We start from the raw sequence: 15,523 nt of genomic DNA, 5'->3' as shown, positions 1-15,523 counted from the left end.
CGGCAACGGGCCAGCCTTTTTACGGAAAAAACAATATGGCACGCCAGTATTTTGGAACCGATGGAATTCGCGGCACGGTGGGCAAATCGCCCATCACCCCTGATTTTGTGCTGCGTCTGGGCCATGCGGTCGGGCGGGTACTGCGCCGCAACGAGCAGCGCCCCACGGTGCTGATTGGCAAAGACACGCGCATCTCCGGCTACATGCTCGAAAGCGCACTTGAATCAGGTCTGAACAGCGCCGGTGTCGATGTGGTGCTGCTGGGCCCGCTGCCCACGCCGGGCGTGGCCTATCTCACCCGCGCTTTGCGGGCGAGTCTGGGCGTGGTCATCAGCGCCAGCCACAACCCGTTTGCCGACAACGGCATCAAATTCTTCAGCGCCGACGGCACCAAGCTGCCCGACGCCTGGGAAGAGCAGGTCGAGGCCGCACTCACCGAGCAGCCCGAGTGGGTCGAATCGGCCCAGCTGGGCAAGGCACGCCGGCTGGAAGACGCCGCTGGCCGCTATATCGAATTCTGCAAAAGCACGTTTGACCACAGCCTCTCGCTGCGCGGCATGAAGCTGGTGGTGGATGCCGCCCACGGCGCGGCCTACCAAATCGCGCCCAAGGTTTTTCACGAACTGGGCGCCGATGTCATCACCATCGGCTGCAGCCCCGACGGGCTCAACATCAACCAGGAAGTGGGCGCTACCCACCCCGAGGCGCTGGTGCGCGCGGTGCGTGCCAACAATGCTGATCTGGGCATTGCGTTGGACGGCGATGCCGACCGTCTGCAACTGGTCGACGCCTCGGGCCGGCTGTTCAATGGCGATGAGCTGCTGTATTTGATGGCCATGGACCGCGTGCGCCGCGGCGAAAAAGTGCCCGGTGTCGTCGGCACGCTCATGACCAACCTGGCCATCGAAGCCGCCTTGCGTGCCCAGAATATTGAGCTGGTACGCGCCAAAGTGGGCGACCGCTATGTGCTCGAAGAGCTGCAGCGCCGCAACTGGCTGCTGGGCGGCGAAAGCTCGGGCCACCTGCTGGCGCTCGACAAACACACCACCGGCGATGGTCTCATCAGCGCCCTGCAAGTGCTGCAAGCCTGCGTCAGCCGCAAGCAAAGCATTGCCGAGCAATTGAAGGGCGTGGAACTGTGCCCGCAGGTGCTGCTCAACGTGCGCCTGCAGCCCGGCCAGGATTGGGCCAAGAACCAGAAGTTGGCCGATCTGCAGCGCGAGATCACCGAGCGCTTTGCCGGCCAGGGCCGCGTGCTGATCCGTGCCAGCGGTACCGAGCCGTTGCTGCGCGTGATGGTCGAGGCTTTCGATGCGGCGCAAGCCAGCCGCAGCGCCGAGCAACTGGCTGAGGTGGCGCGCCAATCCTGAGCGTGTTCCTGACTTGGCTGGGTGATGCTGTGTTGCAGCCCCGCCAAGTCATGCAACTGTCATGGTTTGCACATGGGCTTGTCATGCGGCGGCGAGACACTGAAGCCGCTCTGTGAGATCCGTGCGCTGCCTGCCCGATAGAGAGCAGGCGGCAGAGCAGGGGCTGCAGGGCGATTCAGGAGCCCAGCCATGCACAACAAGCCCGAATTCTCCAGCGCTGCCCCGATCCTGCTGCCTTACCCATCGGCACCAGCATCCGCAGCCTTGGCCCCGGCGCCTTTGGCCGCCGCTGCCGCACCCGTTGATATCGAAGTTTCCTGGGCTCAGCACCTGGACGAGGTGCGCGAAGCCCAGCGCCTGCGCCACCAGATCTTCGCCAGCGAAATGGGCGCCCAGCTCGACAGCCGCCTGCCCGGCCACGACGTAGACGATTTTGACGACTACTGCGAGCACCTGCTGGTGCGCCACAGCGCCAGCAAACAGGTCATTGGCACCTACCGCTTGCTCACGCCTGCACAGGCCAAGCGCGCTGGCCGCACATACTCTGATGGCGAATTTGACCTCAGCGCGATTGACGCGCTGCGTCCTCGCATGGTGGAGCTCGGCCGCAGCTGCGTGCACGCCGATTTTCGCCAAGGCGGCGTCATCATGACTTTGTGGGGCGCGCTTGCCAGCTTCATGCAGCGCAACCGGCTTGACGTCATGATGGGCTGCGCCAGCATCCCCATGTGGCACAACGGCATCGTCAGCGGCGATGCTGCGGCCAGCATCTGGCGCCAGCTGCAAGCCAAAAAGCAGGTGTCGGCCGAGTACTGCGTCACGCCCCGCCTGCCGCTGCCGTTGGAGCAGTTGGACGACCAGGTCGAGGTAGAACCGCCCGCGCTCATCAAAGGCTATCTGCGCGTGGGCACCGAGGTGATTGGCGCCCCGGCCTGGGACCCAGATTTCAACACCGCCGACCTGCCCATGCTGATGCAGCTCGACCGCCTGCCCGCCCGCTACCGCAAGCACTTTCTCGGTTGATCGCCATCGCCAGCGCAGCCGCTGGCCAAAAGTTTGATAATCAAAACGCCACTTGACATGGGTCAGGTGGCGTTTCTTGCTATCAATGAAGGAATAGTGTGTCGAGTTCGTCTTCGCCTTCCCCCATCACTCTGCTGGTCTTCAACCCCATGGCCGAGCAGCATCTGGACCAGATCCGCCAGCACGCCCAGCTGGTCTACGCGCCCACGGCGGCTTTGCGCCAGCAGGCGGTGGCCGAGCATGGCGCACAGGCCGATGCCGTGCTCACCATTGGCTCCATTGGCCTCACGGCTGAAGAAGTGGCGCAAATGCCACGCCTGCGCCTGGCTTGCACCTTGGGCGCCGGCTACGAAGGGCTGGCGCTTGAGGCGCTCAAAGCCCGCGGCGCGGTGGTGGCCACAGGTGCTGGCACCAACGACACCAGCGTGGCCGACCACACATTTGGTCTGATCCTGGCGTCCGTGCGCAACTTCCGCACGCTCGACCAGCAGGCGCGCGCTGGCGTGGACCGCTTCACGCTGCCACACCCGCCTGGCGTGGCAGGCAAAAAGCTCGGCATTATCGGCCTAGGCCACATCGGCTTGAAAATCGCCAAGCGCGCTGCCGGTTTTGACATGCCGGTGGGCTACCACAACCGCAAGCCCAAGGCGGGCGTGGAGCACCAGTACTTTGACTCGGTGCTGGCGCTGGCCGACTGGGCCGATGTGCTGGTTTGCGCCACACCCGGCGGCGCAGCCACCAAACACATGGTCAACGCCCAAGTGCTGCAGGCGCTGGGGCCGCAGGGCTACCTGATCAATATCGCACGCGGCTCGGTGGTCGATACCGAGGCATTGGCTGCCGCGCTTAAGGCCGGCACAATTGCGGGTGCGGGCATCGATGTGTATGAGAGCGAGCCGCATCGCCCAGAGGCGCTGATTGACCTGCCCAATATCCTTATCACGCCGCATGTGGCGGGCTGGTCGCCTGAGGCCACACAGGCCAGCGTGTCGCAGTTTATTGGCAACCTGACGGGGGTATTTTCTGGCAAGGGGGCGGTGGCGCCGGTGGAACTGGGCTGATCGACTCCCCCTGCAGCCAGCAAAAGAAACCTCTTCACGGAATGTCGGGAAAGTCAGGGCTTGTGGTGGTTTGGTATTCAAACAGCACCTCTTAGTAGAGTAGCTATGAGCCGGAACAGCCCTTCAATGGCAAGATGGCCGCTCAGGCGTAGATCACATAGGCGCAGACAGTATCTTGGTACGGCAAGACTATGCGAGCACGCATCAGCGGTCATATTGCCACTCTCAAAACGAAGACTCTTTGCCAAGCATGAGAGAGGAATTCGTCACCGCACTTGCACCCCCTGCAGCCATCAATAAACCACAAAAAACCGGGCCTCGAAAGCCCGGTTTTTTCGTGGGTGGCAGTGCTTTACTTGGCGCTCACCCCAGCCTGCTTGAACTGCAGCACATAAGGCGTCTTCTGCCAGGCCAGCACTTCCTCGTCCAGCAAGTAGGCCGATTGGGGAAATAGTTCGGCCCAGCCGGCCAGGGCTTTGAGCGACCATTTCTCGGGCTTGTCGCGCAGGGCCAGCAGCTCCATGTCGGGGTCGCGGCGGGCGTGGCAGAGCACGGTGGCCAGGCGCAGGCATAGCAGCTCCAGCGCAAATTCCGGGTCTTGCAGAAAGCTTTCTACCTTGCGCAGCTTACCGCGCTGGGCCAGCACCAGGGCGGCCAGGTGGCTCAGCTCGGTTTGGGTGAAGCCGGGCACGTCGCTGTGGCCCAAGACGTAGGCGCCGTGGTGGTGCGAATCGTTGTGCGAAATCAGGCAGCCCATCTCGTGCAGCTCGCTCGCCCAGTTGAGCATGGGCGATTGCAGCTTCTCCGGCTTGGTTTCGCCGCGGTAGCGCTTGGCCTGCTCAAACAGCAGGGCGGCGGTGCGCTGCACGCGGGCGGCTTGCTCCGGGTCTACCTGGTAGCGGTCTTTGAGCGCCGCGATCGTGCGTTTGCGGATGTCCGAATACTCTTCGTGCTGCACCATGTCGCGCAGCAAACCCTGGCGCAGTGCGCCGCTGGCAATGCGCAGCTCGTCAATCTGCAGCAGGTTGAAGATGGCGCACAACACTGTGACGCCGCCGCCAATCACGGCGCGGCGCTCTTCCTTGAGGCCGGCAAGGCGCACGTTGGCGGCATTGCCGGCGGCCAGCAACTGCTCGCACAGCCATTCGAGCTGCTCGCGCCGCACCACGTCGGGGGCGCCGCCGTAGGCTTCCAGCACGTCAGCAATGGCGTTGGCCGTGCCCGAGGTGCCGTAGGCGCTGTCCCAGCTGTTGGGCGCAAAGTGCAGGGCGGCTTCTTCCATCACCGCCTGGGCGGCGATCTGGGCGGTTTTGAGCGTGGTTTTGCTGAACTCGCCGTGGGGAAAATAGCGCAGCGACCAGGCCACGCTGCCCACCGGGTACGAGGCCACGCGCTGCGTCTCAAAGCGCTGGCCCACGATCAGCTCGGTCGAGCGGCCGCCAATATCGACCACCAGACGGCGCTCGTTGGAGGGCGGCAGCGAATGCACGGCGCCCTGGTAAATCAAGCGCGCTTCCTCGGGGCCGGAGATTACGCTGATCGGGTAGCCCAGAATCTGGTTGGCTTGGCGGATGAAAACATCGCGGTTCTTGGCCTCGCGCAGCGTTTGTGTGGCCACGGCGCGCACCTGTGTGGGCGGAAAGCCCTGCAAGCGCTCGGCAAAGCGGGCCAGGCACTCCCAGCCGCGCTGCATGGCTTCTTCGGTCAGGTTGCCGCTGTCATCGAGGCCGGCGCCCTGGCGCACCATTTCCTTGAAGTACTGCACGCGCTCGATGTGGCCTGCTGCGTAGCGGCCAATTTCGAGGCGAAAACTATTGGATCCCAGATCCACGGCGGCCAGCAAGCTTCCATCGAGCATAAAACGTCATCCATCAGCGGTCGGCAAACAAGGCGGCAGCATAGCACCGTGCTGTGCTGGCGCCTGTCAGCTCAGACAACCTGCTTGCAAAACATTGAAAATAAGTCTTTGTCATGACCAAAATATGACAGCCCCGCGCACTGTCTCCTCTGGGCCTCTTTTGATTTTCCGGGGGAATATGACGGAATATGTCATATCAATGTCATAAAGCTTTTTTACAGTCCACTCCATTGCGTTTCATCACCAACAGGAGTTTTCATGAAACTGTCCGCGATTCGAGTGCTGGTTGCTGGTTTGGTCACTGCAGGTGCTTTTGCACAAGCGCATGCAGAAGAAGCCACCGGCGCAGGTGCCAGCTTCCCCGCGCCTCTGTATTCCAAGTGGGCAGCCGATTACAACAAGGCCACCGGTGTCAAGGTCAACTACCAGTCGGTGGGTTCGAGCGCCGGTATCAAGCAGATCGATGCCAAGACCGTCGACTTCGGTGCCTCCGACATGCCTTTGAAAGACGATGAGCTGCAACAAAAAGGCCTGGTGCAATTCCCCACCGTCATCGGTGGCATTGTGGCCGTGGTCAACATCAAGGGCATCAACCCCGGCCAGCTCAAGCTGAGCGGCCCGGTCATCGGCGATATTTACCTGGGCAAAATCACCAAGTGGAACGACCCCGCTATCACCGCGTTGAACCCTGGCCTGGCGCTGCCCGATGCCACCATCGCCCCCGTGCGCCGCGCTGACGGCTCGGGCACCACCTTCGGCTTCACCAACTACCTCTCCAAGGTCAGCCCCGAGTGGAAAGAAAAGGTCGGCGAAGGCGCTGCCGTGAACTGGCCCGCCGGTGCTGGTGGCAAGGGCAACGAAGGCGTGGCCGCCTACGTGGGCCGCCTGCCCAACTCGATCGGCTACGTGGAATACGCCTACGTCAAGCAAAACAAGATGACCTATGCCCAGCTCAAGAACGCTGACGGCAACTTCGTCAGCCCCGACGACGACACCTTCAAGGCCGCCGCTGCCGGTGCCGACTGGAACAAGAGCTTCTATCAGATCCTCACCAACCAGCCTGGCAAGGACGCCTGGCCCATCACCTCGGCCACCTTCATCCTGATGCACAAGAAGCAGGAAAAGCCGGCACAAGGCACCACCTCGCTGAAGTTCTTCGACTGGGCCTACAGCCAGGGTGACAAGACTGCCGGTGATCTGGACTACGTGCCCATGCCCAATAGCGTCAAGGACATCATCCGCAAATCCTGGGACCACATCCAGGACGGCAGCGGCAAGGCCGTGTTCAGCAAATAAGTCGTAACGTCCACGGGCCGCTCAGCACAGCGGCCTTTTCCACCTTGAATGGAACCCACCCGTGTCGACCTCCTTCCCCGTCCCCAACAACGCGGCCGCCAGCGGTAAAGCAGCCATGCAATCCAGCCAACCGCCATCGCGCAAGCCCTGGCTCTCCAACTCTGTCGCCGACAGCCTGTTTGCCACGCTGGCACGCGGCGCGGCCATCCTGACCCTGGCATTGCTGCTGGCCATCATGGCCTCGCTGGTCGTGGGCGCCTGGCCCGCCATTCGCGAATACGGCATCGGCTTCTTCTTCCGCAGCGAATGGGACCCGGTACAAAACCAGTACGGCGGGCTGGTCATGATCTACGGCACCCTGGCCACCTCGTTCATCGCGCTGCTGATCGCCGTGCCGGTGAGCTTTGGCATTGCGCTGTTCCTCACCGAACTCTCGCCCGTCTGGCTCAAGCGCCCGCTGGGTACGGCGGTGGAGTTGCTGGCGGCGGTGCCCTCCATTGTTTACGGCATGTGGGGTTTGATGGTGTTCGGCCCGCTGCTGGCCACCTATGTGCAGCAACCGCTGCAAAAACTCTTCCAAGGCGTTCCTTACCTGGAAGCCTTCTTCTCCGGCCCGCCGGTCGGCATCGGCATCTTCTCGGCCGGCGTCATCCTGGCCATCATGGTCATCCCCTTTATCGCCTCGGTCATGCGCGACGTGTTCGAAGTCACGCCCGCCTTGCTCAAGGAATCGGCCTACGGCCTGGGCGCCACCACCTGGGAAGTGATGTGGAAAGTGGTGCTGCCCTACACCAAGACCGGTGTTTTCGGTGGTGTCATGCTGGGGCTGGGTCGCGCGCTGGGCGAGACCATGGCCGTCACCTTCGTCATCGGCAACATGAACCAGCTCAACTCGCTGTCCATCTTTGAGGCGGCCAACTCCATCACCTCGGCGCTGGCCAACGAATTTGCCGAAGCCGGCGAAGGCCTGCACCAAGCCTCGCTCATCTACCTGGGCTTGGCACTGTTCTTTATCACGTTCATCGTGCTGGCCTGCTCCAAGCTGCTGCTCAGCCGCCTGCAAAAGAATGAAGGAGCCCGCGCATGACCACGGGAGAAAGCCTGATCCAGGCCTCTGATCTGGCCGCCAAGCGCGCCGCCAAATACCAGGGCCGCAACCGCATCAACAAAATCGCCATCGGCCTGTCGCTGGCGGCCATGGCCTTCGGCGTGTTCTGGCTGGTGTGGATTCTGTGGGAAACCCTGCGCCTGGGCATCGGTGGTCTGAGCATTGCTCTGCTCACCGAAATGACGCCTGCGCCCAACGAAGCCGGCGGTATCGCCAACGCCATCTGGGGCTCGCTCGTCATGGTCGTGCTGGCTACCTGCGTGGGCACGCCCATTGGCGTGATGGCCGGCGTCTACCTGGCCGAATACAACAAATCCGGCTGGCTCTCGTCGGTGACGCGCTTTGTCAACGACATTCTGCTGTCCGCGCCTTCCATCGTGATCGGCCTGTTCGTCTACACCGTCATCGTCATCAAGTTCAAAAGCTTCTCGGGCTATGCCGGTGTCATCGCGCTGGCGCTGATCGTCATCCCCGTGGTCATTCGCACCACCGAGAACATGCTGGTGCTGGTGCCTTCTAGCCTGCGCGAAGCCGCTTATGCCCTGGGCACGCCCAAGTGGAAAGTCATCTCCATGGTCACCTTGCGTGCGGCTCGTGCGGGTGTTATTACCGGTGTGCTGCTGGCCGTGGCTCGCATTGCTGGCGAAACCGCTCCGCTGCTGTTCACCGCGCTGAACAACCAGTTCTGGAACACCGATCTGTCCAAGCCGATGGCGAGCCTGCCGGTCACCATCTTCAAATTTGCCATGAGCCCTTACGAGAACTGGCAGCAGCTGGCCTGGGCCGGCGTCTTCCTGATCACGCTTGCCGTGCTGGGCCTGAACATTCTTGCGCGCAGCCTGGCGCGCCAAAAGTAAAACCGACGGGTGAACACAATGTTGACAAAAACCAATATGGCCAACGCCAGTGCACTGAACTCCAAAATCTCGGTGCGCGATCTGAACTTCTACTACGGCAAGTTCCACGCGCTCAAGAACATCAACCTGGAGATCCCCGAGAAGAAAGTCACCGCCTTCATCGGCCCCTCGGGCTGCGGCAAATCCACGCTGCTGCGCACCTTCAACCGCATGTACGAGCTCTACCCCGAGCAGCGCGCCGAAGGCCAGATCGTGCTCGACGGTGAGAACCTGCTCACCAGCAAGCAAGACGTGGCGCTCATCCGCGCCAAGGTGGGCATGGTCTTCCAAAAGCCCACGCCTTTCCCCATGTCCATCTACGACAACATCGCCTTTGGCGTCAAACTGTTCGAAGACCTGAGCAAGTCCGACATGGAAGAGCGCGTCGAATGGGCGCTGCGCAAAGCTGCGCTGTGGACCGAGGTGAAAGACAAGCTCGGCCAAAGCGGCTCGGGCCTCTCCGGTGGCCAGCAGCAACGCCTGTGCATTGCCCGCGGCATTGCCATCAAGCCCGAAGTGCTGCTGCTCGACGAACCCTGCTCGGCGCTCGACCCCATCTCCACCGCCAAGGTCGAAGAGCTGATCGCCGAACTCAAGGACGACTACACCGTCGTCATCGTCACCCACAACATGCAGCAAGCGGCGCGTTGCAGCGACTTCACTGCCTACATGTACCTGGGCAGCCTGATGGAGTTTGGTGCCACCGAGCAAATGTTCTTCAAGCCCCAGCGCAAGGAAACCGAAGACTACATCACCGGCCGCTTCGGCTGAGCCGCCGCTGGCAGCACCGCAACACAACAGGACAACCGGAAAAGAGCGTGGTATGACCGAAAAACATCTCTCCTCGCAGTTCGACAGCGAACTCAACTCCATCTCCTCGCGCGTCATGGAGCTTGGCGGCCTGGTCGAATCGCAAATCCAGCAAGCCATCTATGCGCTCTCGCACTTCAGCCTGGAAGCCGTGCAGCGCGTGGACGAAGCGGAAAAGCGCGTCAACCAGCTCGAAGTCGACATCGACTACGAACTCTCCACCATCATCGCCCGGCGCCAGCCCACGGCGCGAGACTTGCGCCTGCTCATCGCCTTCTCCAAAGCCACTGCCAACCTGGAGCGCATGGGTGACGAAGCGCACAAAATGGCGCGCATGGTCGGCTCCATCATCGAAAGCGGCGCGGCCCGCTCGCTGCCCACCACCGACCTGCGCGTGGCCGCCGATCTGGCCTCCGGCCTGCTGCGCAAAACGCTGGATGCCTTTGCCCGCCTCGACACCGTGGCGGCCGTCTCCATCCTCAAGGAAGACGACCTGATCGACGCCGAGTTCGACGGCTTCGTGCGCAAACTCATCACCTATATGATGGAAGACCCGCGCAAAATCTCCCCCAGCCTGGACCTGCTGTTCCTGGCCAAGGCGATCGAGCGCATTGGCGATCACTCCAAAAACGTGGCCGAACTCATCATCTACCTGGTCAAAGGCATTGATGTGCGCCACACCACGATGGATGAAATTGAATCCAGTGTTTTGTGAGCCTGACGTATGAAAAAACTGCCACGCGTACTCATAGTCGAAGACGAGCCGGCCATTGCCGAGCTGATCGCCGTGAACCTGCGCCACAACGGCTGCCTGCCCATCTGGGCGGAAGACGGTGATGCAGCCCAGCGCGAGCTGGACGCCGTGCTGCCCGACGTGATCTTGCTCGACTGGATGCTGCCCGGCCAAAGTGGCCTCTCGCTGGCGCGCAAATGGCGTGCGGACGCCCGCGTCAAAGGCATCCCCATCATCATGCTCACCGCCCGGGGCGACGAGCCCGACAAAATTGCCGGGCTCGATGCCGGGGCGGATGACTACATCACCAAGCCTTTTTCCACGCAAGAATTGCTGGCGCGCATCCGCGCCGTGCTGCGCCGTCGCATCCCCGAACAGGTCAACGACAGCGTCACCATTGGCGAGCTGGTGCTCGACGCGGCCACCCACCGGGTCACCTACCAGGGCGAACTGCTCAAACTCGGCCCCACCGAGTTCAAGCTCTTGCACTACCTGATGAAGCATGCCGAGCGCGTGCACTCGCGCTCGCAACTGCTCGACAAGGTCTGGGGCGACCACGTCTTCATCGAAGAACGCACGGTCGACGTCCACGTCAAGCGCCTGCGCGAAGCGCTCGGTGCCGCCAACGTCATGGTGGAAACCGTGCGTGGCGCGGGCTACCGCATCACCGCCCAGCCGCAGGCACTGCAGCGCGCCTAGGCCGGGCAGGGTTATGGCGCCAGCCTCGCTGGCGGCTTTTTGTATGCTGCGCTCGTCGCAGCTTTTTTGCTGATCGCTTCATTGATCGACCTGGTCGATCGCGTTAGGCCCGCATGCTGTTTCGCATCGTCAGTTTCTTGTTGTTCCAGACCGTAGGCGCCGCGCTCGGCTGGTGGCTGGGCGCCATGCCCGGCGCACTCATTGCTACCTTGGTAGGTGCCTGGTGCTGGTTTGTCTCCGACCTGTGGCGCGGCAACAAAGTCGTCTCGTGGCTGAAGGTGGGCGACACCAACAACACCCCGCACCTCTGGGGCCTGTGGGGCGAGGCCATCGACCGGGCTCGCCGCCTGGTACGCAGCCACGCAAAAAACGCCGACCAAGCCGTGGCCCAGCTCCAGCAAGTGCTCACCGCCTTGCAAGCCTCGCCCAACGGCGTGGTGCTGCTCGACGCGCAAGGCCACATCGAATGGTGCAACCAGACGGCCACCTTGCATTTCGGCTTTGAGCTCGAGCGCGACCACATGCAGGTCATCTCCAACCTCGTGCGCTCGCCCGAGTTCACCAGCTACTTCGCCGCCAACGACTTCACCAAAGACGTGGTGCTGGCCAGCCCGGTCGTGCGAGCTGCCAGCCCGCTCAAAATATCGGTGCAAATGTTTCCGTACGAAGGCAACCGCAAACTGCTGCTCTCGCGCGACGTCACCTCCATCGAGCTGGCCGACGCCATGCGGCGCGACTTTGTCGCCAACGTCTCGCACGAAATCCGCACGCCGCTCACCGTGCTCATGGGCTTTATCGAAACCCTGCAAACCTTGCCGCTCAGCGCCGAAGAGCGCACCCAGTACCTGGCGCTCATGTCCAACCAGGCCCAGCGCATGCAAAGCCTGGTGGCCGACCTGCTGACTCTCTCGCGCCTCGAAGGCAACCCGCCGCCGAGCCTGAACGAATGGGTCAGCGTGCGCAGCCTCGTCAAACGCTGCCAGGAAGACGCCCAAGGCCTGGCGCTCACCATCGCCAAAGGCGGCGAAAAGCCATTGCAACTGCACTTCCCCGCGCCCGAGGCCGAAGCCTCACAGCTGGAGCTGGCCGGCGCGGGTAACGAACTGCAAAGCGCCCTGAGCAACCTCGTCAACAACGCCGTGCGCTACACGCCTGCGGGCGGCGACATCACCGTCAACTTTGTGCGCCAGCCCGACGGCACCGGCCGCTTCAGCGTCACCGACACCGGCCCCGGCATAGCCCCCGAACATATCCCACGCCTCACCGAACGCTTCTACCGCCTGGACCGCAGCCGCTCCCGCGACACTGGTGGCACGGGTCTGGGCCTGGCCATCGTCAAACATGTGCTGCAAAGACACGGCGCGCAACTGCAGATACGCAGCACCTTGGGCAAAGGCTCAGAGTTCTCGGTGGTATTCCCGGTAAGCCGGGTGAGGGTGGCAGAACTGGAACCTGTTATCTGATTGGCAACTGGCGTTGCGGCAGGGGCACAATCGCTTACTGCCCCTTGCTCGCACCGCGCAATACCGCCTTGCGCGTTACCAGGTGCAGCAGCAACACAAAGCAGGCGGCAGCCAGCAGCAGCGCACCGGCAGCGCACATCCAGAAGGCGATGGGCGATTGCCGGGCGGCGAAGCTGCCAATGCCGTGGTAGGCGAGCTGGAAGCCGCCCCACAGGCCTACGCCCCAGAGCAGGCTGCAGTAGATGATGAGCGGCGCGAAGGTGATGCGGTAGCTGCGCAGCACAAAGATGGAGACGGTTTGCGTGGCGTCGGCCAGGTGGTAGAGGCTGACCCAGGCGAGCAGTGGCAGGGCGATGGTGATGACCTGGGGCGTGTGCGTGTAGATGGGCACGATGAGCGAGCGCCCCAGCCATACCCCGCAAGCCAGCACCGCAGCCAGGCCGATGGCCGCTTTGAGGCCCATGAAGGCGACCTGGCGGGCACGCACTTCGTCGCCCGCGCCGCGCCAGTAGCTGGCGCGGGCGCTGGTGGCAATGGCCAGCGACAGCGGCACCATATACATGAGCGCGGTGACGTTGGCGGCAATCTGGTGCGCGCCAGAGGCAGCGGTGCTCATGCGTGCGACGAACAAGGCCATCAAGGTGAACGAGGTGATTTCGACCAGGATGGACAAGCTGGCTGGCACGCCGAGCTGCGCAAACTGCGCCAGTGTGGGCCAGTGCGGGCGCTCCAGCTTGCGCCAGATTTGTGCGGGCGCGTAGAGCGATTGCGTGCGCAGCAAGAACCAGCCCACGCCGCAGAGAAAGAAGTTGACGACAAAGGTGCCCCAGGCGCAGCCCACCACGCCCATGGGGGCGAGCCCCAGGCCGCCAAAGGTGAACCAGACCGAGAGCAGCAGTTTGACGGGCAGCGACACGGCTTGCAGCCAGGTGACGAGTTGCGGCTTGCCCAGCGCCTGGCTCAGCGTGCTGAAGATGCGGAACAGCAGGGCGGCCGGCAGGCTCCAGCCGACGATGGCCAGGTAATCGAGCACCAGCGGTTGCAGCTCGGGCGGCACTTCGGTCCAGCGCAGCAGCGGCGCGGGGTTGAAGAGCACCACCATGCCCAGCGCACTGGCGGCCAGGCAGATGTAGAGCGATTGGCGCAGCGAGGGCCCGATGCTGGCGTGGCGGCGCGCGCCATGCATTTCCGACCAGATGGGCAGCAGGGCTTGCAGCAAGCCCATGAGCGAGACGTAGACGGTGACAAAGATGGCCGAGCCCACAGAGAGCGCGGCCAGCGAGGTGGGCGCATGGCGGCCGGCGACGATGGTGTCGACCACGCCAAAGCCCATGACGGCGATTTGGCCGACAAACACGGTCGCCGCATGTTTGGCGACCACTTCCACGTCGCGCTGCGCGAAGACGCGCTCGATCAGTCTGCGCACTGTGTCAGTCCTGTTTGCGTTGGTAGACCAGGATTTCGGCGTTCTTGTCGGTAGGGCGTGGCACCAGGGCGCGCAGGCGCCAGTTCTCGTTCAGCTCTTGCACATCAGCTGCGGTGGCCTTGTGGCTTTCCAATGGCAAGACCTGCCATTGGCAGTTTTGCGCGGCCGGGGTTTTGCCGGGCACCAGTTGCCAGCCGCCCTGGGTTTGCAGGGCAACGATTTGCGCCCGAGTGAGACCGTTGAACGCTACGCAGCCCGCTTGCGCTGGCGCGGGCAGCGCTTTGCCCAGAGCTTGTACTTGTGCGGTGTAGCTGCGGCCGTAATCGAGCATGGGCAGCCAGATGCTCATGAGCAAGATCCAGCTGAGCACGGTGCCGCCGGCGGGCAGCACCAGGCTGCGCCAGATCTCGGGCCGGTTGCGTTTGGCACGCCAAAACACCAGCGCGCACCAGGCCAGCGTGGCAACCAGCGCGGTGAGAAAGAGCGGCAACGAGAACTGCGCCACAAACTCGGGGGCAATGCGCGCCACGTTGGCAGCAGGTTTGGCTGGTACGCCAGTGTAGACAGCCAGCCAGATGACCCAGATGGTGATGGCCGCAGCGCTGAAAAACAGCAGCGTGAACCAGTCGATCAAGGCCGCCATGGCGCGGCGGAAGGTGGGCAGCGCAAAAGCGGCCAGCGCGGCAAAAGCGGGCAGACCCAGCAGCAGGGCGCGGTCCGACGGGCTGGTGGTGATGGTGTTGACCAGGGCCAGCAGGCCCAGCAGCAGGGGCCACCACAGGTGGCGGTGGACAAAGCGCCAATCAGCAATCTGGCGGCGCCAGATCCACAGCGTCCACAGCGCCAGCGGCCAGGCCGGCCAGACGAACCAGACGAGCAGCTCCAGCAGCGGGGCCAGTTGGCGGAAATCTTGCACCGAGACAATGCGCCACTGCCACTGGTGCAGGTAGACGGCGAGCAGCAGCACCAGGGCGCTCATCACCGCAAAGGCGATGGCGGCCTTGAGTGTTTTGCCGCGCTGGGCCGGATCTACCGGCGTGAGCGCCAGCACCGCAGCTGCGCCCAGGCCCGCGATGAACCCATAGGTAGGTGCGCCGCTGAGCGCCAATATCAGCAAGCCAACGGCCCCTACGCCCAGCGGCAGCGCAAAGCGCGTGGGAATGCAGGCAGCGGCAAAGAAGACAAAGCACACGCCGGTGAGCTGCACGACGTAGCTGCTGGCCTCGTGCGAGGGCTGGGCCAGGCCCAGACAGGCGATGAGCGCGAGCAGGCCGCCGTCGGCCATGGCGCGGGCGTAATCGATCTCGTTGGCCTCGCCGCCAAAGGCAAAGGCGACCGGGCCGGCGCCGGGGCTGCGTGCCAGGTAGTAAACGCCGTACCAGGTGGCCATGAGGGCGAGCCAGAGCAGGGCGGCAAAGGGCAGGCGGCTGGCGACTTCGGTAGGGAGCCAACTGCCGAACAGCTGGATTGCCCAGGCGCCCAGCCAGTAGGGCAGCAGGCCTTCGGTGTCGGGCGACAGGCCCATGATGTTGGGCGCCAGCCACGAGGTTTTGCCCTGGGCCAGGGCCATGGAGTAGCCGTAGGTGGTGATGTCCAGCGTTTTCCAGGGCGCGCGGCCAAAAAAGCCGGGCACCACATAGGCCAGGCACAGCAGCAGCAGCAGCGCCCGCGGCAAGGGGCGGACGGCAGCCTGAGAAACAATCGCTGGGGTAGGAAAATTCACGTCGCAGGACCGAAGGGCGAAACGCTCTGAGGTTAACAGAGCAAAGGGGCAAAACCG

The 15,523-nt window shown here is 63.3% G+C and carries 13 protein-coding genes; 10 read left to right on the top strand and 3 right to left on the bottom strand.

Going from position 1 to position 15,523, the window contains the following annotated elements:
• The first annotated feature begins 35 nt into the window (after nucleotides 1-35).
• The 3 genes from glmM (at nucleotide 36) to ACFIQF_RS20210 (ending at nucleotide 3,454) form a co-directional block, all read left to right on the top strand.
• Nucleotides 36-1,370: a phosphoglucosamine mutase gene (gene glmM, locus ACFIQF_RS20220; RefSeq protein WP_393945440.1), complete on the top strand. Its 1,335-nt coding sequence runs from the start codon at nucleotides 36-38 to the stop codon at nucleotides 1,368-1,370.
• 189 nt (nucleotides 1,371-1,559) lie between these two features.
• Complete coding sequence (locus ACFIQF_RS20215; RefSeq protein ID WP_393945439.1) at nucleotides 1,560-2,393, top strand: GNAT family N-acetyltransferase; 834 nt, start codon at nucleotides 1,560-1,562, stop codon at nucleotides 2,391-2,393.
• 98 nt (nucleotides 2,394-2,491) lie between these two features.
• Nucleotides 2,492-3,454 (top strand): 2-hydroxyacid dehydrogenase, encoded by a 963-nt coding sequence (locus ACFIQF_RS20210; RefSeq protein ID WP_393945438.1) that lies wholly within the window; start codon nucleotides 2,492-2,494, stop codon nucleotides 3,452-3,454.
• Nucleotides 3,455-3,806: 352 nt separating this feature from the next.
• On the opposite strand, the gene ACFIQF_RS20205 is transcribed toward ACFIQF_RS20210, so the two are convergent.
• Complete coding sequence (locus tag ACFIQF_RS20205) at nucleotides 3,807-5,312, bottom strand: Ppx/GppA phosphatase family protein (protein WP_393945437.1); 1,506 nt, start codon at nucleotides 5,310-5,312, stop codon at nucleotides 3,807-3,809.
• 258 nt (nucleotides 5,313-5,570) lie between these two features.
• On the opposite strand from ACFIQF_RS20205, the gene pstS reads away from it, so the two are divergent.
• The 7 genes from pstS to phoR all read left to right on the top strand — a co-directional run bounded on the left by pstS (nucleotide 5,571) and on the right by phoR (nucleotide 12,317).
• Nucleotides 5,571-6,608: a phosphate ABC transporter substrate-binding protein PstS gene (pstS, locus tag ACFIQF_RS20200; RefSeq protein ID WP_393945436.1), complete on the top strand. Its 1,038-nt coding sequence runs from the start codon at nucleotides 5,571-5,573 to the stop codon at nucleotides 6,606-6,608.
• A gap of 115 nt (nucleotides 6,609-6,723) precedes the next feature.
• A complete protein-coding gene (gene pstC, locus ACFIQF_RS20195; RefSeq protein WP_393945472.1) occupies nucleotides 6,724-7,695 on the top strand; it encodes a phosphate ABC transporter permease PstC in 972 nt (323 codons plus the stop codon).
• Nucleotides 7,692-8,573: a phosphate ABC transporter permease PstA gene (pstA, locus tag ACFIQF_RS20190; RefSeq protein ID WP_393945435.1), complete on the top strand. Its 882-nt coding sequence runs from the start codon at nucleotides 7,692-7,694 to the stop codon at nucleotides 8,571-8,573. Before pstC ends, pstA begins: the two co-directional genes overlap by 4 nt.
• Before the next feature lie 18 nt (nucleotides 8,574-8,591).
• Entirely contained in the window at nucleotides 8,592-9,383 is a 792-nt protein-coding gene (pstB, locus tag ACFIQF_RS20185; RefSeq protein WP_393945434.1) for a phosphate ABC transporter ATP-binding protein PstB, read from the top strand.
• 52 nt (nucleotides 9,384-9,435) lie between these two features.
• Nucleotides 9,436-10,137 carry a phosphate signaling complex protein PhoU gene (gene phoU, locus ACFIQF_RS20180; RefSeq protein WP_393945433.1) on the top strand — a complete coding sequence of 234 codons (702 nt, stop codon included), beginning with the start codon at nucleotides 9,436-9,438 and terminating at the stop codon, nucleotides 10,135-10,137.
• Between the two features lie 9 nt (nucleotides 10,138-10,146).
• Nucleotides 10,147-10,854: a phosphate regulon transcriptional regulator PhoB gene (phoB, locus tag ACFIQF_RS20175; protein WP_393945432.1), complete on the top strand. Its 708-nt coding sequence runs from the start codon at nucleotides 10,147-10,149 to the stop codon at nucleotides 10,852-10,854.
• Between the two features lie 113 nt (nucleotides 10,855-10,967).
• Nucleotides 10,968-12,317, top strand: a complete 1,350-nt coding sequence (gene phoR, locus ACFIQF_RS20170) for a phosphate regulon sensor histidine kinase PhoR (protein ID WP_393945431.1) — start codon at nucleotides 10,968-10,970, stop codon at nucleotides 12,315-12,317.
• A gap of 34 nt (nucleotides 12,318-12,351) precedes the next feature.
• Here phoR and ACFIQF_RS20165 read toward each other — a convergent pair whose 3' ends face one another.
• Nucleotides 12,352-13,743, bottom strand: a complete 1,392-nt coding sequence (locus ACFIQF_RS20165) for an MATE family efflux transporter (RefSeq protein WP_393945430.1) — start codon at nucleotides 13,741-13,743, stop codon at nucleotides 12,352-12,354.
• A gap of 4 nt (nucleotides 13,744-13,747) precedes the next feature.
• Nucleotides 13,748-15,466 carry a hypothetical protein gene (locus ACFIQF_RS20160; RefSeq protein ID WP_393945429.1) on the bottom strand — a complete coding sequence of 573 codons (1,719 nt, stop codon included), beginning with the start codon at nucleotides 15,464-15,466 and terminating at the stop codon, nucleotides 13,748-13,750.
• Nucleotides 15,467-15,523 lie beyond the last annotated feature (57 nt).

It is taken from the genome of Comamonas trifloxystrobinivorans (assembly GCF_043359985.1).
Taxonomy (GTDB): Bacteria; Pseudomonadota; Gammaproteobacteria; order Burkholderiales; family Burkholderiaceae_C; genus Comamonas; species Comamonas trifloxystrobinivorans.
The sequence above is the reverse complement of the archived record's forward strand: the minus strand, read 5'-3'. Positions and strand labels throughout refer to the sequence as shown.